This window comes from Candidatus Deferrimicrobiaceae bacterium, from assembly GCA_036504035.1.
Lineage (GTDB): Bacteria > Desulfobacterota > Deferrimicrobia > Deferrimicrobiales > Deferrimicrobiaceae > JANXPS01.
On record DASXVV010000014.1, the window covers coordinates 159,531 to 181,437 of the forward strand.

A 21,907-nucleotide genomic window follows, 5' to 3' on the forward strand; every position below is an offset into this window, starting at 1 on the left:
AGCATGAGGACGCTGATCGTGGACGACGATTTCATCTCCAGGAAGGTGCTGACGGGGCTTTTGTCCCCGGTGGCGGATTGCGATGTCGCCATCGACGGAAAGGAGGCCGTTCTCGCCTTCCGGCTCGCGCTGGAGGAGAACCGGACTTACGACCTGCTGTGCATGGACGTCATGATGCCCAGGCTCGACGGCGTCGGCGCGTTGAAGAATATCCGGGCGATCGAAGCCGAGCATGGCGTCGTCGGGGCCGCTGAGGTCAAGGCGCTCATGGTGACCGCGTTGGGCGACCCGAAGACGGTCTTCGATGCGTACTACTTGGGCGGCGCGACCTCCTACCTCGTCAAGCCGGTCCGCAGGGAGAAGCTGTTCGACGAGCTGCGGGAGTTCGGGCTGATAAAATGAGCAATCGGGAAGAAGCCGAGGCGTTGCCCGATGTCGGGCTCAGGATGACGGAGTCCGACTTCCGGAAGTTGAGCGCGTTCATCCACCAGGTGTGCGGAATCTCCCTCTCCGACCAGAAGCGGACGATGCTCGAATCGCGCCTGCAGAAACGGCTGCGGGCGCTCGGGATGGCGTCGTTCCGCGAGTACTGCGCCCACGTTACCTCGGATGCGGAGGACGAATCCGAACGGATCCGGATGATCGACCTGGTGACGACCAACAAGACCGATTTCTTCCGCGAGGCCAACCATCTGCATTATCTGGTCGACAAGGCCTTGCCGCCGGCGGTTGCGGCCGGATGGGGGACTTCCAGGCCGCTGTCCGTGTGGAGCGCAGGCTGCTCGACCGGAGAGGAGCCCTACACGCTGGCGATGGTGCTCTCCGAATTTGCGGAGAGCGTCCCCGGATTCCGGTTCGACATCCTGGGGACCGATATCTCCACCCGGGTGCTCGAAGCGGCCCGCCGGGCCGTCTACGATTCCGACAAGATCGCGCCGGTTCCGATGCCGATCCGGCGGAAATATCTGCTGCGGTCCCGGGATCGGGAAAGCGGGGCGGTCCGGATCGTCCCGGAGCTGCGGTCGCTTGTTCGTTTCCGGCGGCTCAATTTCCTCGAAAGCGATTTCGGGCTTCGGGAGCCGATGGACGTGGTCTTCTGCAGGAACGTCATCATCTATTTCGACAAGCCGACCCAGGAAACGATTCTTTGCCGGATCGCGCGTCACGTGACCCCGGGCGGCTACGTCTTCATGGGGCATTCCGAAACCCTGTTCGGACTGCGCGTCCCGCTGGTCCAGGTCGCGCCGACCGTTTATCGGAAGCAGGCATGATCCGGACCCTCCGCCACCTTCCGCAGGTTCACCTGAAGCCTGGCGAGCTGCACGTCACCGACGTGCCCTCGTTGGTGACGACCGTACTCGGGTCGTGCGTGTCCATCACGCTGCACTCGGAACGGGACAGCCTGTCTGCCATCTGCCACGCGATGCTGCCCGAGGCGAAAGGCGGCGATCCGGGGACGGCGTTCCGCTACGTCGACGAATCGTTGGCCCATATGCTGGATCGGTTCGAGCGGGAAGGCGTCCGGCGTCCGGATATCCAGGTGAAGCTGTTCGGGGGGGCCGACGTGATCCGGGTTGAAGACCGCAAACCGGGCGCCATGACGGTCGGCCGGATGAACCTGTATGCGGCGCAGGAATCGATCCGGAGGGAAGGGCTGGTCCTGAGCGCGTCGGATATCGGCGGGACGGTCGGACGGAAGCTTCTCTTCGTGACCGAAAGCGGGATGGTGCTGGTCAAGAAGCTGGAAAGGTGGGGGAATCCGTGAAAAAGATCCGGGTCCTGGTCGTCGACGATTCCGCGGTCGTCCGTCAGACGCTGGGGGAGATCCTGTCGTCCGACCCGGAGATCGAGGTGATGGCGACGGCCTCCGATCCCTACGTCGCCTCGGACCGGATTCGCGAGGAGATCCCCGACGTCATCACGCTCGATGTCGAGATGCCGCGCATGGACGGGATCACCTTCCTTCAAAAGATAATGGCGCAACGCCCGATCCCCGTCGTGATCTGCTCGAGCCTGGCGGCCGAAGGGTCCGGGACGGCGCTCATGGCGCTGGAATACGGCGCGGTGGAGATCATCGCGAAGCCGAAGATGGGGACGAAGCAGTTTCTCGAGGAATCGCGCGTCCGGATCTGCGACGCCGTGAAGGCGGCGGCGCAGGCGCGCGTCGACGGCAAGCCGCGCCGGCCGGCGTCGGCGTCGATCGTCGCCCCCAAGCTGACGGCCGACGTGATTCTCGAAAAGGCGAAGAGCCGGGCCATGGTCGAGACGACCGACAAGGTCGTCGTCGTCGGCGCCTCCACCGGCGGAACCGAGGCGCTGCGCCTCTTCCTGGAAATGCTGCCGGGCGATGCGCCGGGCATCGTCATCGTCCAGCACATGCCCGAGAATTTCACGGCCGCCTTTGCAAGGCGCCTCGACGGGCTTTGCCGCGTCACGGTCAAGGAGGCCGCGCATGACGACACGGTCATCCGCGGGCGCGCCCTGATCGCTCCCGGCAACAGGCATCTGCTGCTCAAGCGAAGCGGAGCCCGCTATTTCGTCGAAGTCAAGGAGGGGCCGCTCGTCGCCCGGCACCGGCCCTCCGTGGACGTCCTGTTCCGTTCCGCCGCACGCTATGCGGGCGCAAACGCGGTCGGGGTCCTCATGACCGGCATGGGCGACGACGGGGCGAAGGGGCTGCTCGAATTGCGCGAAGCCGGGGCGAGGACCATCGCCCAGGACGAGGCGAGCTGCGTCGTGTTCGGGATGCCGAAGGAGGCGATCAAGCTGGGGGCTGCGGACCAGGTGCTGCCGCTTCCCCTGATCGCGCCCGAGGTGATGCGGCTTTGCCCTTAGGGAGGATTATAGTATTGGGGCAAGAATGGGAGGCAACGTGATCCGCGTATTCGTGATCGACGACCACGAGATGCTCCGCAGGGGCCTCGAGATGGTGTTCGAGAAGACCTCCGATATCCGCCTGGCCGGCGAGGCGGGGCGCCGGGAGGCGGCCTTCGCGCAGCTTGACCCGGCGAAGCACGACGTCGTGCTGCTCGACATCTCCCTTCCGGGCGACGACGGGCTGACGATCCTCAAGGAGATCAAGGGGCGCTTTCCGTCGCTGCCCGTCCTCATGGTCAGCGCCCACCCCGAGGAGCATTACGGGGTGGCCGCGCTTCGCAGCGGCGCCTCGGGCTACGTTTGCAAGGACAGCGGCATCGAGCCGTTGCTTGCCGCCATTCGCAAGGTTGTCCACAATAAGGTCTGGCTGAGCGACGCCATGGCCGAAATCCTGGCGTTCGGCAAGCAGCAGGACTTCGGATTGCCCGAAACGCTTTCCGAGCGGGAACTTCAGGTCCTGCGGCGGATCGCGGGGGGGGAGAGCAACAAGGAGATCGCCGCCGGGCTGTCGATCAGCATCAAGACGGTCTCGACCTACAAGACGCGCATCCTTCAGAAGACCGGCCGCAAGTCGACCGCCGAGCTGATCCGGTATGCCTTCGACAACGGATTGGTGGAATAGCGCTTTGATCCGGCCCGGGCATCGCACGGAGACCGTCCTCCTCGTCCTCGTAGCGGGGATGGTCAATTTCCTGTTCTCGCAACTGGGACTGTATTTCTTCAGGGGGCCCGCGGGGACCGCAGCGATCTGGCCGGCGAGCGGTTTCCAGCTGGCCCTGTTCATCCTCGGGGGGCGGGAACGGTGGGTCCCGGTCGCATTGGTCGTCCTGGTGTCGAATGCGGCGTCGAACCTGGTTTCGGGCACCGGGGCCGGCACCACTTTTTTCTTTGTGGCGGCGAATCTCTCGGAAAGCCTGATGGCCGCGTGGCTCCTCTGGCGCCTGTCTCCCGCCGGGATCCGGTTCACGAACCTGCGGGACACCCTGAATTTCATCCTGCTGGCCGCTCTGGCCTGCACCGCCCTGGCGGCCCTCCTGGGCGCCACCATTGTCTCGGCGGAGACCGGAGCCCCGTTCGGGGCTGCCTGGCAGAGGTGGTGGCTCCGCCACGCCTGCGGGATGATGCTGGTCACGCCGCTCGTCATCGAGTGGGCCTCCGACGGCTTTCGGATATGCAAAGCGGATAAACGTCGTATCGGCGAGGGGTTCGCGGCTTTTTCCCTGATCCTGGCGGTCATGGCCTTCTTCATCTACCCGGCCGAGGGGGGCGACCGGATCCACCGGAGCTACACCCTTCTCCCGTTCCTGGTCTGGATCGTCCTGCGCCTGGGATCCAGGGGCACGGTGGTCGCCAACGCATTCCTCGGCGCCACGCTGCTCGGGTTCGGGCTCCAGCATGCGGGCACCCCCGGGTGGAATGGGGGCGACCTCATCCTGGAACCGCAACTGTTCGCCGGGATCATGACCGGCTCCCTCATGGTCCTGTCGGCTGCGATCTCCGAGCGGGGCCGGGCCGAGAAGGCACTCCAGCATCTCAACGCGTCGCTCGAGCGCCAGGTCGCCGAGCGGACGGAGACCATCGAGAGGAAAGCCGAGAAGCTGCGGGCCGCCAACGCCGAGCTCGACGCTTTTTCGGTATCCGCCTCCCACGACCTTCGTGCGCCCCTGCGGGCGCTGCGCGGATTCGGCCGTGCCCTCCGGGAGGATTGCGGGGATCGGCTCGGCGACGAGGGAAAATTTTTCCTCGACCGGATGCGGGATGCTTCAATGAAGATGGAATCCGTCATCGACGGGTTGATGGCGGTGTCCCGCGTCTCGCGGGCCGAGATGCGCAACGGGCCGGTGGAGTTGGCCGGGATCGCCCGGGAAGTCGCGGCCGAGATGGCCGAGCGCTATCCGGCGCGGGAAGTCTCCTTCGTCGCGCCGGAGCGGATGGATGCCTCCGGCGATCCCAGGATGGTGCGGCTGATCTACCAGAACCTGCTCGACAACGCCTGGAAGTTTACCGGTAAAAACCCGGACCCGCGGGTCTCGGTCGGCGTCGAGGATCACGGCCATGGGCCGGAATATTTCGTGCGCGACAACGGGGCCGGATTCGACATGGAATTCGCCGACGACCTCTTTGCGCCGTTCCGGCGGCTGCATTCCCAGGACGAGTTCCCCGGCACGGGTATCGGACTGGCGACGGTCCGGCGGGCCGTCGCCAGGCACGGCGGAACCATCCACGTCGAATCGAAGGTCGGCCGGGGGACGACGTTCCATTTCACACTTTCGACAGGGGAAACATTTTTCCCGCCAATTCCGATGGGGCCGACATGACGCACGACGCCAGGGACATCACACCTGAAAATATCCTGCTGATCGAGGATTCGCAGGCGGACACCTACCTGATCGGGCGGGAGCTTGCAGCCGCATGGCCTGCCGTTCGGGTGTCGTGCGTCTCGAGCCGGAACGCCCTCGCGGAAAAGCTCGCCGACGGCCGGTGGGACGTCGTGCTCTCGGACTACGACCTGCCAGGCTTCTCCGGTCCGGCGGCGCTGGCGCTTTGCCTCGAGATGGCGCCCGGCACCCCGTTCATGGTCGTCTCCGGAAAGATCGGCGAAGATGCGGCCGTCTCCATGATGAAGGCCGGCGCCTGCAACTACATCGTGAAGGATCGCCTCTCCATGCTGGTCCCGGCGATCGAGCGGGAGATCCGGGAGGCGCGGCTGCGACAGGAGCACCTGTCGCTCGAGCGGCAGTTCCTCCGGGCACAGCGGCTCGAAAACATCGGGATGATGGCCAGCGGCATCGCGCACGATCTCAACAACATCTTCCTGCCGATCAAGATGGTGACCGGCCTGCTGAAGCGTCGACTGACCGACGAGGAGGGGCGGAAATACATCGCGCTGCTCGAGGACAGCACTAACAAGGGAAGCGATTTGACGGGCCAGATGCTCTCGTTCCTCCGGGGCGACAAGACCGTCGACAAAACGGAGACGGTCGGAGCGGACGACCTGCTGCAGGACCTGCTGAAGATGATCGGCACGAGTTTTCCGAAGCAGATCACGGTCGTCGACGATTCGGACGGCCCCTTGTGGCCGGTCCTGGGGAACGCCAACCAGATCCACCAAGCGCTGCTCAACCTCTGCATCAATGCGCGGGATGCCATGCCCGGAGGCGGCACGCTTCGCGTGGGGGGGGCCAACGTGACGCTGGATGCGGAATCGGCGAAGGCACTGTCCGAGGACGCCCGCGAAGGCGACTTCGTCGCGTTTTCGGTGACGGACATGGGGGGCGGAATCTCCGCAAGCCTGCAGGAGCGGATCTTCGATGCCTTCTTCACCACCAAGCCGGTCGGGATGGGGACCGGCCTCGGGCTGTCGACGGTCCTGAAGATCGCCCGGAATCACCAAGGTTTCGTCACTTTGCGGAGCGTCGAAGGGAGCGGGAGCGTGTTTACCGTCTTCATCCCCGCGGCCTTATCCGGTCCAAAGTCGGCGGCGCCGCCGGATGCCCCGGATCAGTCGATGCTCGCCGAGAAAGGCGAGACCATCCTGGTCGTGGACGACGAAAAAGCGATCCTGCACCTGGTCAAGGAAGCGCTCGAATCAGTCGGATACCGGGTGTTGACCGCATCGGACGGCGCGGAGGCGCTGCACCGCTTCGGGGAGCATCACGAGACGATCTCGGCGGTCGTGCTCGATTACATGATGCCGGTCCTCGACGGTCCGGAGACGGTCCGCACCATCCGGAGAATCTCGCCCGGCGTACCGATCCTGTATATTTCGGGGTCCGATCCCGAACAAGTAGCGAAACACGGGGAAGGGGTACAGGGCGTGCTGGCCAAGCCGTTCTCGATGGATGCGCTGTTGTCGCAGGTGAGGGATGTGATCAACCGGTCGAAGTAGGGGCGGGGCGGGCGGAGCCGGGACGACTCCGCCCGCATAAAAAGGTCAGTCGTCGAAGTTGCCGGCCGCCCCCTTGTCGCCGCCGATCGACTTCGCCTTTTCGTGGATGCGCGCGTCGGTCCAGTCGGCCGGATCCTCGATCCGCGTTCCCTTCGGGCCCAGGTCGTGCGACCCGGCTTTCAGGATCGCGTCGATCGCCAGCGGCGCCGTGTCCTTCGCGTTGAACACGTTGGTCATCATGCCGTAGGCGAAATCGGCGACCCGCTTCGCCATCCGCTCGCGTATCGCCGCGGGCTGCGCAAGAAGCTTGTTCTCGAACGGCAGGTTCAGGCTCTTGTAGTCGCCCTTCCTCCATCCCTTATCATTCGCGTAGGCGACCATCTCGGCCCAAAGTTCCTCGGTCATCCCTTCGCCCGGCACCTTGATGAAATTGCCGTTCGCGTCGAGCTGCGCGTTGCCGTAGTCGTTGACCTCGAGACCCCACGAGACCATCTGGAGCGCGGTGGCGACGTTGGCCTTCGTCGTCGAGGTGCGGTTCGCGATCTCGCGCAGCCGCTCGGAGCTGTTGCCCGAGGTGCCGTGCTGCGCGCCGCTGACGTTGTACGGGGCGATCGCCTGGTGAACCTTGGCGGTGAGATCGACCTGGATGCCGGCGTCGGACGCCTCGAGGCCGTGGGAGGTGCCGTTGTTGAGCGCGATCCAGTCGGGGTGGATGCCTCGGGCATTGAGCCCCCCGATCAGGAAGCGCGCTTCCTCGGGCGTGGAGAGCCCGGATGCGCCCTTGATCTCGCCGACCTCGGTCTCGAGGCCCGCCCACGACGGGATGAGCGGGTTGACCGCAATATTGGCGAGCAGGTTGAGGTCGTCGGGCTGGTGGGAGGCGTCGACGGCGATCGAGGTGATGCCCGCCTCGAACATCGTGGGGATTTCCGTCATCGCGGCGGCGAGGTCCTTGGCGTCCTTGATCCCGTAATGGTCGGCGTGGATCGCCACCGGGACCGTGATGCCCATCTCGTTGCACAGCGCGTCGACGAAGGTCGCCATGTTCCAGTAGCTGACGGGGCAGTAGGACTTCTGCCCGCCCTCGGACTTCGCGATCTCGATGATGACCGGGCAGTTGGCGCGCTGGGCCGCCATGAGCGCCCCGCGGGCGACAAGCGTGCTGCGGGCGTTGCAGGCCATCGTGATGGCCTTTCCGCGCGCCTGCATGGCGCGGTCGATCACCTTGCCGCTGACCAGCAAGGCCCGCGAGTTGGGGAACAGCTTCCGGATATTGGGCGGCCGGCCGACGGCCAGCGCTTTCTCGAAATCGGCGGAGTAGGTCAAGGGATCCTCCAAAGGATATTTGATGGCGGGATTATAGCATCCGGCCTCGGTACGCTTACAGCGGGCGTTCCCCGGTCTTCCTGAAGCGGAAGTAGTCCGCCAGGATCTGCGCGTGGTCGAACGCGATCGGGGAAGGCAGCTTCTCCTCGGTGAACAGGCCCGCCTCTGCGGCGTCGTCCATCCCGTGCGGGTTGCCCGCGGCCGTGCCGACGAAGACGGTGGAGATCGTGTGCTGGCGCGGGTCGCGATCGGGATCGGAATAGACCCCAAGCAGCGCGGTCAGGGTGACGCGGAGACCCGTCTCCTCGAGCGCCTCGCGCACCGCCGCGTCGCGGACGTTTTCCCCGACGTCCACGAAGCCCCCCGGGATCGCCCACCCCGGCGGCGGATTCTTCCGGCGGATCAGCACGATGCCGCCCTCCGTCTCGATGATGACGTCTACCGTCGGAACCGGGTTCTGATACCTCATGGATGCCCTCCGGGGATATACTGTCCGGATTATATGGTCATTCGGCAAGGACCGAATCAATTCTCTTTCCGGAGGGTTTCCGCATGAAGGCTGTGGTGATGGCGGGCGGTTTCGGCACGCGGCTGCGTCCGCTGACCGAGAAACTGCCCAAGCCGATGGCGTACGTCGCGAATCGCCCCATGATGGAACATGTCATCCGCCTGCTCGGCAAGTCCGGCATCACCGATCTGGACGTCCTGCTCTACTTCTTCCCGGAAAAGATCAGCGCCTACTTCGGCGACGGCGCCCCCTGGGGGGCCTCCATGCACTACATCACGGCGGAAGCGGATTACGGGACCGCCGGCGCCGTAAAGAACGGCGAGGAGCGCCTGACCGACACCTTCATGGTCATCAGCGCCGACATCATCACCGACTTCGACCTGTCGAAGGCGATCGCCTTCCACAAGGCGCAGAAGGCGGCTTGCACCATCGTGCTCACCCGCGTCCCCAATCCGCTGCAGTACGGCATCGTCATGACCGAGGACGATGGCCGCATCAACCGCTTCCTCGAGAAGCCTTCCTGGGGCGAGGTGTTCACCGACACGATCAACACGGGCATCTACATCCTCGAGCCCGAGGTGCTGAATCTCATTCCCCCCAAAAAGAACTTCGATTTCAGCAAGAACCTTTTCCCCGCGATGCTGGCGCGCGGCGACCGGCTGATGGGCTACGTTGCGGAAGGGTACTGGAAAGACGTCGGCAACCTCGACGAATATCTCAACGTCCAGCTCGACGTGCTGTCGGGCAAGGCGAGGGTCGACGTCGAAGGGCGGCTGGCCGGGACCACCAACGTCCGGATCGGCGAGGGGTCCCACGTCGACTACACCGCCGAGCTGAAGAACGTCATCCTCGGTCGCGATTGCCGGATCGGACCGGGCGTCGTGGCCGAGAACGTCAGCTTCGGCGACGGCTGCGTCGTCGAGGACGGCGCGGTGATCCAGTCGAGCGTCGTGTGGCCCCGCACGAAGATCGGAAAAGGGGCCCGCATCCTCGAGAACATCATCGGCGCCGACGTCGAGATCTCCGAGGGGGCGTTCCTCGCCGAGCGGGCGGTGATCAGCGACCATTGCCGGATCGGGCGACAGGCGACGGTCAAGGCCAACGTCAAGGTGTGGCCGCACAAGACGGTCGAGGACGGCGCCGTCCTCTCCGCGTCGCTCATCTGGGGCGAGAAGTGGTCGCGGTCGCTGTTCGGAGTCTACGGCATCAACGGCCTGGCCAACCTCGAGATCTCCCCCGAGTTCGCCGCCAAGCTGGGGGCCGCCTTCGCGGCCACCTTCGGCAAGAAAGTGATGGTATCCACGAGCCGCGACAGCCACAAGACGTCCCGGATGATCAATCGCGCGATCATGACCGGCCTTCTTTCCGTGGGCGTCGACGTCCACGACTACGGCACGACGCCGCTGCCGGTCGTCCGCTACCTGTCGCGCAGCCGGCGCGAGGAGAAGGGGGGCATCCATGCGCGCAAGAGCCCCTTCAACCCGGCCTGGATCGACATCAAGTTCTTCGACGAAAACGGGCTCGACATCCCGGTGGCGCACGAGAAGAGCGTCGAATCGCTCTTCTTCCGCGAGGATTTCGTCCGGGCCGAGATGGACGAGACGGGCGAGATCACCTTTCCCGTGGGCGGCGTCGAGACCTACGTGAGCGGCTTCCTGAAGACCGTCAACGCCGACGCGATCCGCGCGCGCGCGTTCAACCTCGTCATCGACTATTCGTACGGGGCGTCGACGATGATCTTTCCCCGCATCCTGGGGCAGCTCGGCGTCGAGACGGTGGCGCTCAACGCGATCCTCGACCAGGCGCGGCTGACGCGCACGCAGGAGGAGTTCGACCGGGGGTTGCACCACCTGACCACGATCGCGCGCTCGCTCGCGGCCGACTTCGGGGTGATGCTCGACGCGGGGGGAGAGAAGGTGTTCCTCGTCGACGAGAAGGGCGACCTCATCCCCGACTGGGTCGCGCTCCAGGTCGTGACGCTCCTCCTTTGCCGCCAGAAGCGGGCGGGAAAGATCGGCGTGCCGGTCACCGCCTCCCGGAATATCGAGAAGATCGCGTCGAAGTACGGCATGGAGGTGATCCGCACGCGCACGCTGCCGCGATCGCTGGTCGAAGCCGCCACGCGGGAGGACGTCGTCTTCGTCGGCGACGGCGACGGCGGATACGTGTTCCCGAAATTCCAGCCGGCCTTCGACGGCATGTTCGCCATCGTCAAGCTGATGGAGCTTCTGGCCGGCGAGGAGCGGACGCTTTCCGATATCTACCGCGAGGTTGCGCCGACGTTCCTGGTCCGGCGGAAGATCCCCTGCGCGTGGGAGAACAAGGGCGCCCTCATGCGAACGCTGACCGCGCACGCCAAGGGGAAAGAGAGCCAGTTCGTCGACGGGGTCAAGATCTTCGAGGGCGAAGACTGGGTGCTCATCTACCCGAGCCAGGACGAGGCCTATTTCCACCTGTGCGTCGAGTCCGACGAGCGCAGCAAGGCCGATCAGCTGGCCGACCATTACGTCGACCTGTTCGCCGGATGGAGCGGCGCGCTGTGACAGGCGTCGAGAGCGTCTACCGGGTCCACGTCCTGCCGGTCGGCCCGCTCCAGGAGAACTGCGCGATCGTCGAGCACATCGCGTCCCGGACGGCCGCTGCGATCGATCCTGGCGACGAGGGCGAGTCGATCCTCTCCTTTCTCGCCGAACGGGGGCTGGCGCTGACGACGATCCTGGTGACGCATGGCCACTTCGACCACGTCGGGGCGGTCGGCCTCCTCAAGGAGCGGACCGGGGCGAAGGTCCACGCTCACGCGGCCGATGTCGACCTGATCCGGCAGGCATCGGCGCACGGCGCGCTTTACGGCATCCCGGTCGATCCGGTGCCGCCCCCCGACGTATTGGTGGAAGACGGCGACACGGTGGCTTTCGGCGACGACGGATTCCGGGTGCTTCATACCCCCGGGCATTCTGCGGGCAGCGTCACCTTCGTGCTCGCCGGCCACGCCTTCGTCGGCGACCTGATCTTCGCGGGCTCGATCGGCCGAACCGACCTGCCGGGCGGGGCGCTGCCCGACCTGATGCGATCGGTCCGGGAAAAGATCTTCACGCTGGGGGACGCGGTCACGCTGATCCCGGGACACGGCCCCGACACGACGGTCGGGCGCGAGAAGCGGAGCAATCCTTTTTTCGCGGGCGATCGGGGCGGGCGATGAACGAAGGGCGGAGAGGTGCATTGGGCGTGCTGGCGGGCAAGGAGATCGTGCTCGGGGTGACGGGGGGCATCGCGGCCTACAAGGCGTGCGAGATCATTCGCGAATTCAGGAAGGGCGGGGCGAGTGTCCACGTCGTGCTGACGGCCTCGGGAGCGCAGTTCATCACGGCGCTGACGCTCCAGACGCTGTCGGGCAACCCGGTCGTGACCGACCTGTTCAACCTGGTCTCCGAATCCGAAATCGGGCACATTTCGCTCGCGCAGCGGGCCGACCTCTTGCTCGTGGCGCCCGCGACCGCCAACATCCTCGGCAAGATCCGGAACGGCATCGCCGACGACATGCTCTCGACCGTGGTGATGGCCACCGACGCGCCGGTGCTGGTCGCCCCGGCCATGAACTCGCAGATGTATGCCTCGTGCGCGGTCCGGGAGAACATCGAGGTGCTCCGCGCCCGCGGCGTCCACTTCGTCGACCCGGGCGAAGGCGAGCTGGCGTGCGGCACGTTCGGGCCCGGGCGGCTGGCCGATCCGGCCCGCATCGTAGAGATGGTCCGCATCCTGCTGTCCGACAAGCCGCTATCGGGGAAGAAGGTCGTGGTCAGCGCGGGCCCCACCACCGAGCCGGTCGACCCGGTCCGTTTCCTGACCAACCGCTCCTCGGGAAAGATGGGCTACGCCCTGGCGCGCGTCGCCCGCCGGCTCGGCGCGTCGGTCACGCTCGTCTCGGGTCCCGTCGCGCTGCCCGACCCGTTTTTCGTCGAGACGGTGCGCGTCGCGTCCGCGGCCCAGATGCGCGATGCGGTGCTGGCGGCGTCCGAGCGTGCCGATGTCGTGGTGATGGCGGCCGCGGTCGCCGATTTCCGCGCGGCCGATGCGCCGACGCGCAAGATCAAGAAAGAGGCCTTCGCGGGAACGATCGCGCTGGTTCCCACGGTCGATATCCTGGCCGAACTGGGGGAAGACAAGGGAAATCGCGTCCTGATCGGTTTCGCGGCCGAGACCGGCGATCCCGAGGAAAACGCGCGGGGAAAGCTGTCCCGGAAACATCTCGACGCGATCGTCGCCAACGACGTCTCCCGCGCCGACATCGGCTTCGGCGCCGACGAGAACGAGGTCCGCCTCTTCCTGTCCGGCGGCGCGTCGGTCGAGATTCCGCGGGCCGACAAGGAGTCGGTCGCCGAATCGATCTTGACGACGCTCTGCGCGAGAGGGGTCATCGCATGACGTCCCCGCGCGTGACGCCGGCGTTCGTCGCCGAATATCTCGCCGAGATCGGCGTCGCGTTCGTGCCGAAAACGCCCGGGAAGCGGCCTTCGAAGCCCGCCCCGGCCGGGGCCGACGTTCCTGCCGGGGCCGCGGGGAATGCCGGCGCGATTCCGGCCGATGCGCCCGGTACGCTCGACGCGCTCCGGGTCGAGGCGCTGGCATGCCGCCGCTGCCCGCTGCGCGACCAGGCGACGCAGGTTGTTTTCGGCGTCGGCAACCCGCACGCCCGCCTGATGTTCATCGGGGAAGGGCCCGGTGCCGACGAGGATGCGCAGGGCGAGCCGTTCGTGGGAGCGGCCGGCAAGCGGCTTAACACCTGGATTCCGCGGCTGGGGCTTTTGCGCGAGGACGTCTACATCGCCAACATCGTGAAATGCCGTCCGCCCGGGAATCGCGCTCCGCTGCCGGGCGAGGCCGAGGTCTGCACCCCGTGGCTCGAACGGCAGATCGCGCTTATCCGGCCCGAGGCGATCTGCCTGCTAGGCTCGACCGCGCTAAGGTTCCTTCTCGGGGGTGAACCCAAGATCACCCGGGAGCGGGGGCAATGGCGGGAGTACCAGGGAATCCCGGTCCTCCCGACCTATCACCCGGCCTACATCCTGCGCGATCCCCGCCGGGAGGAAGAGGTGTTCCAGGATATGGCGACGCTGAAGGGGTGGCTCGATGCCCGTTGAAGAAGGGGGCGCGCTCCCGCTTGTCCGCGTCAGCCGACGGGCCGAGGAGCGGATCAACGCAGGCCACGCCTGGATCTTCGGCGACGACCTGCGCGAGACGCCGCCCGGCGTCGCGCTTGGAACCTGGGTTCGAGTCGAGTCGCGGTCGGGCCTCCCGCTCGGCACGGCGATGCTCAACCTGCAAAGCCGGATTGCACTCCGGATCGTCTCGCGGGAGACGATCTCGCCGGGCCGTGACTTTATTGCCCGCCGCCTCCGCGAGGCACGCGAGCGCAGGTCTGCCGCCGGGTGGGGGGACGAGACGGCGATGCGGCTGTGCTTTTCCGAGGCCGACGCGATGCCCGGCCTCGTCGTCGACCGGTTCGGCGACGTTCTTTCCGTCCAGATCCTCACCGCGGGGATGGAGACTTATCGGGAGGAGATCCTCGCGGAACTCGTCGCGTCGCACCATCCGCGCCTGGTCTATGAGCGCTCCGAGGGGGGCGCGCGGAAGCACGAGGGATTGCCCGAGCGCAAAGGGCCCGTTTTCGGGGAAGGGTCGTCGGAGTCTCTCATCGAGACCGACGGGGTCCGTTTTCTCGTCGACGTCGAGCGGGGGCCCAAGACCGGTTTCTTCCTCGACCAGCGGGCGAACCGGCGGATCGTCCGGGACCTCGCGGGGGGCCGCTCCGTGCTCGACGGCTTCTGCTCGACCGGCGGCTTCGGGCTCTACGCTCTGGCAGGAGGGGCCTCCGACGTGCTCGCGGTCGATTCTTCCGACTACGCCATCGAGGCCGCGCGCGGGAATGCCGAACGCAACGGCTATTCCTCCCGGTGGGAGGGACGGGCCGCCAACCTCTTCCAGGAGCTTCGCGACTTGTCGGCCTCGGGCCGCCGCTTCGGGCTCGTGGTGCTCGATCCGCCGGCGTTCGCCAAGGCGCGGGAGGGCCGCGAGGGGGCGATCCGCGGTTACCGCGACGTCAACCGGCTCGGGCTGTCGCTGCTTTCGCCCGGCGGATTGCTGGCCACCGCGTCCTGCACCCAGCTGGTCGACCTTCCGATGTGGAAGGAAGCATTGCGCGGCGCCGCCGCCGACGCGCGTGCCGACCTCGAACTCGTGGCCGCCGGCGGGCCTCCGCCCGACCATCCGGTGCTGCTCGGCATGCCCGAGACCGACTACCTCAAGTTTGCCGTCTGGAGGAAAAGGCTTCCATGAAGCGCGTGATCCCATTCCTCATCGCACTGCTCCTCCTGCCGGGATTCCGGGCAGGGGCGGTCTCCGGCAATACGGCGACACCCCCGGTATTGGTGGCGACGATCGCCGCGTCGATCAACCCGGTGACGGCCGACTATCTTTCAAGCGCGATCGCCCGCGCCGAGGAAGAGCATGCGGGTCTTCTGGTCGTCGAACTCGACACGCCCGGCGGGCTCGAAAGCGCGATGCGCCAGATGGTGCGCGGCATTCTCGGGTCGCGCGTCCCGGTCGCCGTCTACGTGTCGCCCTCCGGGGCACGGGCCGCGTCGGCCGGTGTGCTCGTCACGCTGGCTTCCGATGTCGCGGCGATGGCGCCCGGCACCAATATCGGGGCGGCGCATCCGGTCGGTATCGGCGGCGGGACGATGGACAACACGATGGCCGGCAAGGTCGAGAACGATTCGGCCGCCTATGCCCGGTCGCTGGCGGCGCGCAAGGGCCGCAATCCCGCCTGGGCCGAGAGCGCCGTCCGGAAGAGCGCGTCGCTGACCGAGCGCGAGGCGCTCGACAACGGGGTGATCGACCTGGTCTCCCCGAGCCTGGCCGTCCTGCTGGCGCAGGTCGACGGCCGGACGGTCCGCAAGGAGACCGGGAACGTCACGCTCCGGACGCGGGACGCCCGGGTCGTCCGCTACCCGATGGATTTCCGCCATCGGGCGCTTTCCGCGCTGGCCGACCCGAACATCGCGTACATCCTGCTGATGGTCGGCATCTACGGACTCTTCTTCGAGCTGTCCAACCCCGGCGCCGTGTTTCCCGGCGTGGTGGGCGGCATCTCACTGATCCTGGGCTTCTATGCCATGCAGACGCTTTCGGCCGATTACGCGGGCCTTCTCATGATCCTGCTGGGCGTCGTCCTGTTCCTGCTCGAGGTGAAGGTGCATTCCTACGGCACGCTGTCGATCGGCGGGACGGTCGCCATGCTCCTCGGCACCCTCATGCTCTTCCGCACCTCGGCCGATCCCTGGCTGCGCATCTCCTGGAGCGTCGTGGGGACGATGGTCGGCGTCTCCGTCCTCTTCTTCTCGGCGGTCGTCCGGCTCGTGGTCAAAAGCCGGCGGGCGCAGCCGATGACCGGGTCCGAGGGGATGATCGGGGCGGTCGGCGAGGCGCGCGCCGATTTCGACGCGGCCGGCCGGGGGAAGGTCTTCGTCCAGGGCGAGCAGTGGGACGCGCGCTGCGACCGGCCCGTCTCGCGCGGGGACGCCGTGACCGTCTCGGGCCGCGAAGGGATGACGCTCCGGGTGCAACCCGTCCCGCAACGGCAACAAACGAACTGATCCCGCACAAAAAACTCGGAGGTCATCATGCCCATCTATCTCGCGCTCCTCGTACTCGTGGTGCTGTTTCTCTACAACGCCATCAAGATCCTCAACGAATACGAGCGCGGAGTCGTCTTCCGGCTAGGGCGCGTGATCGGGGCCAAGGGGCCCGGCCTCATCCTGCTGATCCCCGGCATCGACAAGATGGTGCGCGTGGGCTTGCGGGTCGTGGCGCTCGACGTGCCGGCCCAGGACGTCATCACGCGCGACAACGTGTCGATCAAGGTGAGCGCGGTCGTCTATTTCCGGGTCATCGATCCCAACCGGGCGATCATCAGCGTCGAGAACTACCTGTATGCGACCTCGCAGCTTGCGCAGACGACGCTGCGCTCGGTCTGCGGGCAGGCGAACCTCGACGAACTCCTCTCCGAGCGAGAGAAGATCAACGACCACGTGCAGGAGATCCTCGACAAGGACACCGAGCCCTGGGGCGTCAAGGTGGCCAAGGTCGAGGTGAAGCAGATCGACCTGCCGCAGGAGATGCAGCGGGCGATGGCAAAGCAGGCCGAGGCCGAGCGCGAGCGGCGAGCGAAGGTCATCGGGGCCGAAGGCGAATTCCAGGCGGCCCAGAAGCTGACCGACGCGGCCGAGATCATCGGCACCCATCCGATCGCCCTCCAGCTCCGCTACCTGCAGACGCTGCGGGAGGTGGCAGCGGAGAACAATTCGACGACGATCTTCCCGGTGCCGATCGACCTGTTCACGCCATTCATCGATATGGCGAAGCGCATGGTTGCCGCGCCCCCGGCGCCCGTAGCCGTGACCGCCCCCGAAAAGGCGCAGGCTCCGAACGCCGAAGGTTGATGCCGGAGACATGCTGCATCCGTTGCCTTTGAATCGCCGGGCCATGGCCATCTTCCTGGCCGGTGCGCTCGCGACCTCGGTCGCCGCCGGGTGCGCCGCGAAAAAGCCACGCAAGTCACCCTTGCCGCCGGCTCCCCCGGCGCCCGTCGAGCGGAAGATCCGGCTGGCGCCGCCGCCGCAGTGCCCGGTGCCCGGAGGAACGTCACTGCCGGCCGTCCCGCCCGAGCGGCTCGACCGTGAGAAGCCCCCCTCGCCGCTCCCCCCGGTCGTCACAGGGAAACTGTCCGCCCCCGACCGGATCGTCCGGGTCCTGGTCGCAGGGCCCGCCGCCTCCGTCGCGGTCGACGGATGCCCGGTCCATGCCTGGCGCGACGACGGCGCACCGACCGGCGAAATGAACGGCCGGATCACGTTTACGGCCGAAGGTTCGCGGATCCGGTTCGGCACGACGCGCATCGAGGGGCCGGTCGACGTCGGGAGCGACGGGTTGTTCACGGTTGCAGGACGCCGGCTGCCGCCGGGCCGCGTGCGAATCCTTAACCGGCAGGGCAAGCTCATCGCCATCTCCGCGCTGTCGCTCGAGGAATACGTCGCCGCGGTCCTGAGCCGGGAAGCTTCTCCCGCCTTCCGGCCCGAGGCGCTGGCGGCGCTGGCGATCGCCATCCGGACCTATGCGGTCAATGCGGCGGCGAAGCCGCGCGATCCCGCGTACGACCTGCTGAACGGCGTCGACGACCAGGTGTTCGACGGGATCGAAAAGGTGCTGCCGCAATTCCGGGCCGCGGCCGCGGAGACACGCGGTGTCTTGATCTGGTACGGGGACGCCCTCGCGAGCGCCAACTATCACTCGACCTGCGGCGGGAGGACCGAGGACGCCGCCGATGCCTGGGGAAGGCCGTTCCCTTACCTGCGGTCCGTCGCCTGCGACGACTGCCGGGAGAGCCCGGCCTGGAAGTGGGAATATCGCCTGCCATCCGACGAGGGGAAGCGGGTGGCCCGAGCCCTGGGCCTTCGCGTGCGTGACAACCTCAAGATCGAGATCGTCGCCACGACCCCGACCGGACGCGCCGCCCGCATCCGTCTTTCGTCCGGCGGCGTCTCGCGGGAGACCGCAGCGGCCGTCTTCCGGCAGGCACTGGGCTCGACGAAGGTCAAGAGCCTCAAGATGGCGATCGCCCGCGCCGGCGACGGCTGGAAGATCGCAGGGGAAGGCTACGGCCACGGCGTCGGCCTGTGCCAATGGGGCGCCAACGGAATGGCCGGCCGCGGGTGCGATTTCCGGGAGATTCTCTCCCGGTATTATCCGGGGACGCGGCTTTCCGGAGGGACAACTTGAAGACCGGCATGCTCGAATTCGACCTGCCCGACGCGCTGATCGCCCAGCATCCCGCCGCAAGGCGGCGCGACGCCCGGCTGATGACGGTCGACCGGGGGGTCGGGGCGATCGGCCATCGACGGTTCGCCGAATTTCCGTCGCTCCTGCGGGCGGGCGACCTGCTCGTGCTCAACGACACGCGGGTGATCCGGGGGCGGCTGCGCTCGAAGCGGCCGACCGGAGGGGCGGTCGAGATCTTCCTGCTCTCGCAATCGGTCGACGCGGCTTCGGATCAGCGCGTGGAGACGTGGCTTGCGCTCGCCCGCCCCTCCAAGCGGCTTCAGGCCGGAGACGCGTTCGACGTCGGGGAGGGCGTGACGGCCACGCTGCTCGCTGCGGAGGGCGACGGTCGCTGGACCGTCCGGCTGACGGCTCCCGGGCCGGTCGAGCCGGCCCGAGAACGGGCGGGCGAGATTCCGCTGCCGCCCTACATCCGGCGCAGCCCCGGGGATGCGAATCTTTCCGAGGATGCCACCCGGTACCAGACGGTGTTCGCGCGACGTCCCGGGTCCGTGGCCGCGCCGACCGCCGGTCTGCATTTCGATCCCGAGCTGCTCGACGAGGTTCGCCGGCTCGGCGTCTCGATTGCCTATGTCACCCTGTCCGTCGGCTACGGGACCTTCTCTCCCATCCGCACCGAATCGGTCGAGGATTACGACATCCACGCCGAGCGATACCGCCTGCCGGAAGAGACCGCAGAGGCCGTCGCAAGCGCCCGTGCCCGCGGGGGACGCGTCGTCGCCGTCGGCACGACTTCGGTCCGCACGCTCGAAACGTGCGCGGCGGATGGCGGGCTGGTTTGTCCCGGCGAAGGGGAGACGCGCATCTTTCTCTATCCCGGCCGCCCGTTTCGGGTCGTCGATGCGATGCTGACCAATTTCCACCTGCCGAAATCCAGCCTGCTGGCCCTTGTCATGGCGTTCGGAGGCATCGACCTCGTCCGTTCCGCCTATGCCGAAGCCGTTGCCGGACGTTACCGTTTCTTCAGCTACGGCGACGCGATGTTCCTCTCATGACGAGACGCGGCCCGGCGATCCTCGCCCTGCTTCTGTTGGCCGGCATCGCCCTTTCAGGATGCCGGGCCCCCTGGCGGACCGCACCCGAAACGGCCCGGTTGACCGGCGTCCTCCAGGTGTCGATGTGCGACAACCTGGCGACACCGTGTCCCCCGGCGAATGGGCCGGGCTGGGACTGCGTGGCGCTCGGCCCCTCCGGCGTGGCCCGTCCGATTCCGCACCGGGAAGGGGTCGGGTGGATCCGCCTCGCGTTCACGCTCCAAGACATCAATCGGTGGCACTCTCCGTCGCTGTTCATCTCCAACCCGGCCGACGCCGAGGAGGTCTGGATCAACGGGGTCCGCATCGGCGGGGAAGGGATCATCGGGCAACGGTACGTTACTGTTCCCGGGGCGGTCCGCGTGATCGAGATCCCCAACGGCGTGCTCCGGGTCGGCGGGAATGTCTTGACGATGCGGGCGCTGTTCGCCGCCAGGAACGTCGACCTGTTCAACGGTCCCATCCGGATCGGGAAAAACAACCGGATTCTCCTCGAGGCGGAACGGGTAAACACCTGGACCATCGCCATGGAATCGGCCTTCATGACGATGTTCCTGCTGGCCATCGCTTTCTATATATTTCTCATGTCCACGGCAGGGGTTCGGACCGATTACCTGCTGTTCGTCTCCTTCACCGCCGTGTACGCAACAACCTTCCTGATCGGGAGCCTGCTCTTCCGCTACCTCGGGTTAGCGTGGAATTCGATCGATTCGCTTGCGGGATTCCTGGCGACGGCGACCCCGATCCTGATGCTGCCTCTTGTCGCGAGCATCACGGCTGCCCGCTTCGGAGTCCTTTGCTGGCTTCTCTCCGCCTCGACGGCTGGATTCATTGTGATGCAGGCGTTTCTTCCCCCATTGACGGCGCTGACCGCCTTGGCCATGCCATGGAAGGTCCTTCTTGCCCTTTTGGGATGCTATTACCTGTTGCTGTCGGCCCGGGCCGTATCCGCCAGGCGGGAGGATTCCATCCCCGTCCTCGTGGGCGTCGCCGCCTATGTCATCGGGTCGCGGATCGAAGTCTACTGGGGGTTGAATTTCCAGGACTATTCGATGGGATTCCTCATCCTCTCCATGTTGTATGCCCTGACGTCCCGGCACGCCAGGATGCAATCCCGGCTGGTGTCCGTGTCCTCGCGGCTTCTCGATGCCCACGAAGCGGAGCGGAGCCGTCTGGCGCGCGATATACACGACGGCATCGGGCAGTCGCTGCTTGCCCTCAAGCTCCGGCTCCAGTTGTTCTCCTCGAAGGCGAGGGGAGGAGAGCGGCCGTTACCCGAAACGCTTGACAGCCTGACGAAAGAAGTCTCGGGCATCATCGAGGACGTCCGCCGTATCTCCGTCGACCTGCGCCCCTCCTTCATGGAAACGATGAGCCTTCTCGAGGCGATCCGATGGTTCGCGGAATCCTTCGTGGGGCAGGGCGGGATCGAGGTTCGGGTGCACGGGGGGGAGGCCGAGATGGACGACCCGCCATCCCGGGTCAAGGACAACCTCTACCGCGCCCTCCAGGAGATCCTGTCCAACGTGGTCAAGCATGCCCGGGCCACCCGGATCGACGTCTCGCTGTACCGTTCGGAGAAAGAGATGATCCTGAAGGTGTCCGACAACGGGGTCGGGATCGTCGCCGGGGAAGGGAAGCCCGCCGGCATCGGTCTGACCACGATGCAGGAGCGGGCAGAGCTCCTGGGGGGGCGCTGCTCCCTGGAGAGCGTCCCGGGTGCCGGAACGACCGTGACCCTGGAGGTGCCGCTGCCATGATCCGCGTCCTGATCGCCGACGACCACGCGATCTTCCGGCAGGGGCTGTCCGAGCTGCTGTCCGGCCGTGAGCAGGTCCTCCTGGCGGGCAGCGCGCGCGATGGGAGCGAGGCGTTGTCCATGACCCGGGAGCTTCGCCCCGACGTGCTGATCCTCGATATCTCCATGCCGGTCATGGACGGCTTCGAGGTGACGCGCAGGATCCGGGCCGAAGGCCTCCCGGTCAAGGTGCTCATCCTGTCGATGCACAAGGAGGCGTCAAGCGTCCGGCGCGCCCTCGAATCCGGCGCCGACGGCTACATGCTGAAGGAGGAGGCGTTCGACGACCTGGAGCAGGCGATCGCCTCGATCGTCGGGGGCAGCCGCTTCCTGAGTGCCCCGGTGAGGGCCGCGTTGTCCGGATCGGGCAACGGGGAGATGCAGGAAACGCTCACACCGCGCGAGCGGGAGGTCGTTTCCCTGATCGCTGCCGGCAAGACGACCCGGGAGATCGCCGTGCAGCTCGGGATCGGGGTCAAGACCGTCGAGACGCACCGGCAGCATGTCATGGACAAGCTGGGGTTTCACAAGACCGCCCAGATCGCCATCTACGCCATCAAGGAAGGGTTGGCCGAATAATC

The 21,907-nt window shown here is 66.6% G+C and carries 20 protein-coding genes; 18 read left to right on the forward strand and 2 right to left on the reverse strand.

Annotated elements, in window-relative coordinates:
- Positions 1 to 3 precede the first annotated feature (3 nt).
- Genes VGK27_13190 through VGK27_13220 form a run of 7 tightly spaced genes read left to right on the forward strand, consistent with a single transcriptional unit; the run spans position 4 to position 6,766 of the window.
- Positions 4 to 402 (forward strand): response regulator, encoded by a 399-nt coding sequence (locus tag VGK27_13190; protein ID HEY3491058.1) that lies wholly within the window; start codon positions 4 to 6, stop codon positions 400 to 402.
- A complete protein-coding gene (locus VGK27_13195; GenBank protein HEY3491059.1) occupies positions 399 to 1,271 on the forward strand; it encodes a protein-glutamate O-methyltransferase in 873 nt (290 codons plus the stop codon). Before VGK27_13190 ends, VGK27_13195 begins: the two co-directional genes overlap by 4 nt.
- Complete coding sequence (locus VGK27_13200; protein HEY3491060.1) at positions 1,268 to 1,765, forward strand: chemotaxis protein CheD; 498 nt, start codon at positions 1,268 to 1,270, stop codon at positions 1,763 to 1,765. Before VGK27_13195 ends, VGK27_13200 begins: the two co-directional genes overlap by 4 nt.
- A complete protein-coding gene (locus VGK27_13205; GenBank protein HEY3491061.1) occupies positions 1,762 to 2,835 on the forward strand; it encodes a chemotaxis response regulator protein-glutamate methylesterase in 1,074 nt (357 codons plus the stop codon). Before VGK27_13200 ends, VGK27_13205 begins: the two co-directional genes overlap by 4 nt.
- 37 nt (positions 2,836 to 2,872) lie before the next feature.
- A complete protein-coding gene (locus VGK27_13210) occupies positions 2,873 to 3,499 on the forward strand; it encodes a response regulator transcription factor (protein ID HEY3491062.1) in 627 nt (208 codons plus the stop codon).
- Positions 3,500 to 3,503: 4 nt separating this feature from the next.
- Positions 3,504 to 5,195, forward strand: coding sequence for an MASE1 domain-containing protein (locus VGK27_13215; protein ID HEY3491063.1), 1,692 nt, complete (start codon positions 3,504 to 3,506; stop codon positions 5,193 to 5,195).
- Positions 5,192 to 6,766, forward strand: a complete 1,575-nt coding sequence (locus VGK27_13220) for a response regulator (protein ID HEY3491064.1) — start codon at positions 5,192 to 5,194, stop codon at positions 6,764 to 6,766. Before VGK27_13215 ends, VGK27_13220 begins: the two co-directional genes overlap by 4 nt.
- 45 nt (positions 6,767 to 6,811) lie before the next feature.
- Here VGK27_13220 and VGK27_13225 read toward each other — a convergent pair whose 3' ends face one another.
- Together VGK27_13225 and VGK27_13230 are read right to left on the reverse strand one after the other, a co-directional pair.
- Positions 6,812 to 8,092: a class II fructose-bisphosphate aldolase gene (locus VGK27_13225; GenBank protein ID HEY3491065.1), complete on the reverse strand. Its 1,281-nt coding sequence runs from the start codon at positions 8,090 to 8,092 to the stop codon at positions 6,812 to 6,814.
- 55 nt (positions 8,093 to 8,147) lie between these two features.
- Positions 8,148 to 8,561 (reverse strand): NUDIX hydrolase, encoded by a 414-nt coding sequence (locus tag VGK27_13230; GenBank protein HEY3491066.1) that lies wholly within the window; start codon positions 8,559 to 8,561, stop codon positions 8,148 to 8,150.
- An 83-nt stretch (positions 8,562 to 8,644) separates the two neighbouring features.
- Between VGK27_13230 and VGK27_13235 the strand changes: the two genes are divergently transcribed.
- Genes VGK27_13235 through VGK27_13285 form a run of 11 tightly spaced genes read left to right on the forward strand, consistent with a single transcriptional unit; the run spans position 8,645 to position 21,905 of the window.
- Complete coding sequence (locus VGK27_13235; GenBank protein HEY3491067.1) at positions 8,645 to 11,143, forward strand: sugar phosphate nucleotidyltransferase; 2,499 nt, start codon at positions 8,645 to 8,647, stop codon at positions 11,141 to 11,143.
- A complete protein-coding gene (locus VGK27_13240) occupies positions 11,140 to 11,799 on the forward strand; it encodes an MBL fold metallo-hydrolase (protein HEY3491068.1) in 660 nt (219 codons plus the stop codon). Before VGK27_13235 ends, VGK27_13240 begins: the two co-directional genes overlap by 4 nt.
- A gap of 26 nt (positions 11,800 to 11,825) precedes the next feature.
- On the forward strand, positions 11,826 to 13,022 hold the full coding sequence (gene coaBC / locus VGK27_13245; protein ID HEY3491069.1) for a bifunctional phosphopantothenoylcysteine decarboxylase/phosphopantothenate--cysteine ligase CoaBC: 1,197 nt from the start codon (positions 11,826 to 11,828) through the stop codon (positions 13,020 to 13,022).
- Positions 13,019 to 13,738 (forward strand): uracil-DNA glycosylase, encoded by a 720-nt coding sequence (locus VGK27_13250; protein HEY3491070.1) that lies wholly within the window; start codon positions 13,019 to 13,021, stop codon positions 13,736 to 13,738. The genes coaBC and VGK27_13250 overlap by 4 nt, the downstream gene beginning before the upstream one ends.
- Positions 13,728 to 14,933 (forward strand): class I SAM-dependent rRNA methyltransferase, encoded by a 1,206-nt coding sequence (locus VGK27_13255; GenBank protein HEY3491071.1) that lies wholly within the window; start codon positions 13,728 to 13,730, stop codon positions 14,931 to 14,933. Before VGK27_13250 ends, VGK27_13255 begins: the two co-directional genes overlap by 11 nt.
- On the forward strand, positions 14,930 to 16,252 hold the full coding sequence (locus VGK27_13260) for a nodulation protein NfeD (GenBank protein ID HEY3491072.1): 1,323 nt from the start codon (positions 14,930 to 14,932) through the stop codon (positions 16,250 to 16,252). The genes VGK27_13255 and VGK27_13260 overlap by 4 nt, the downstream gene beginning before the upstream one ends.
- Before the next feature lie 27 nt (positions 16,253 to 16,279).
- The gene (locus VGK27_13265; protein ID HEY3491073.1) at positions 16,280 to 17,098 is read left to right on the forward strand and encodes a slipin family protein; all 819 of its coding nucleotides are present in this window, start codon (positions 16,280 to 16,282) and stop codon (positions 17,096 to 17,098) included.
- Between the two features lie 22 nt (positions 17,099 to 17,120).
- Entirely contained in the window at positions 17,121 to 18,434 is a 1,314-nt protein-coding gene (locus VGK27_13270) for a SpoIID/LytB domain-containing protein (GenBank protein ID HEY3491074.1), read from the forward strand.
- Entirely contained in the window at positions 18,431 to 19,489 is a 1,059-nt protein-coding gene (gene queA, locus VGK27_13275; GenBank protein ID HEY3491075.1) for a tRNA preQ1(34) S-adenosylmethionine ribosyltransferase-isomerase QueA, read from the forward strand. Before VGK27_13270 ends, queA begins: the two co-directional genes overlap by 4 nt.
- Positions 19,486 to 21,288 (forward strand): sensor histidine kinase, encoded by a 1,803-nt coding sequence (locus VGK27_13280; GenBank protein HEY3491076.1) that lies wholly within the window; start codon positions 19,486 to 19,488, stop codon positions 21,286 to 21,288. The genes queA and VGK27_13280 overlap by 4 nt, the downstream gene beginning before the upstream one ends.
- A complete protein-coding gene (locus tag VGK27_13285; GenBank protein HEY3491077.1) occupies positions 21,285 to 21,905 on the forward strand; it encodes a response regulator transcription factor in 621 nt (206 codons plus the stop codon). The genes VGK27_13280 and VGK27_13285 overlap by 4 nt, the downstream gene beginning before the upstream one ends.
- Positions 21,906 to 21,907 lie beyond the last annotated feature (2 nt).

What these genes read in the sequence shown, in the direction of transcription:
- VGK27_13285 (HEY3491077.1), top strand. Translation starts at nt 21,285, where the DNA reads ATGATCCGCGTCCTGATCGCCGACGACCACGCGATCTTCCGGCAGGGG.
- VGK27_13250 (HEY3491070.1), top strand. Translation starts at nt 13,019, where the DNA reads ATGACGTCCCCGCGCGTGACGCCGGCGTTCGTCGCCGAATATCTCGCC.
- VGK27_13255 (HEY3491071.1), top strand. Translation starts at nt 13,728, where the DNA reads ATGCCCGTTGAAGAAGGGGGCGCGCTCCCGCTTGTCCGCGTCAGCCGA.
- VGK27_13230 (HEY3491066.1), bottom strand. Translation starts at nt 8,561, where the DNA reads ATGAGGTATCAGAACCCGGTTCCGACGGTAGACGTCATCATCGAGACG.
- VGK27_13200 (HEY3491060.1), top strand. Translation starts at nt 1,268, where the DNA reads ATGATCCGGACCCTCCGCCACCTTCCGCAGGTTCACCTGAAGCCTGGC.
- VGK27_13280 (HEY3491076.1), top strand. Translation starts at nt 19,486, where the DNA reads ATGACGAGACGCGGCCCGGCGATCCTCGCCCTGCTTCTGTTGGCCGGC.
- VGK27_13190 (HEY3491058.1), top strand. Translation starts at nt 4, where the DNA reads ATGAGGACGCTGATCGTGGACGACGATTTCATCTCCAGGAAGGTGCTG.
- VGK27_13235 (HEY3491067.1), top strand. Translation starts at nt 8,645, where the DNA reads ATGAAGGCTGTGGTGATGGCGGGCGGTTTCGGCACGCGGCTGCGTCCG.
- VGK27_13195 (HEY3491059.1), top strand. Translation starts at nt 399, where the DNA reads ATGAGCAATCGGGAAGAAGCCGAGGCGTTGCCCGATGTCGGGCTCAGG.
- VGK27_13260 (HEY3491072.1), top strand. Translation starts at nt 14,930, where the DNA reads ATGAAGCGCGTGATCCCATTCCTCATCGCACTGCTCCTCCTGCCGGGA.
- VGK27_13220 (HEY3491064.1), top strand. Translation starts at nt 5,192, where the DNA reads ATGACGCACGACGCCAGGGACATCACACCTGAAAATATCCTGCTGATC.
- VGK27_13265 (HEY3491073.1), top strand. Translation starts at nt 16,280, where the DNA reads ATGCCCATCTATCTCGCGCTCCTCGTACTCGTGGTGCTGTTTCTCTAC.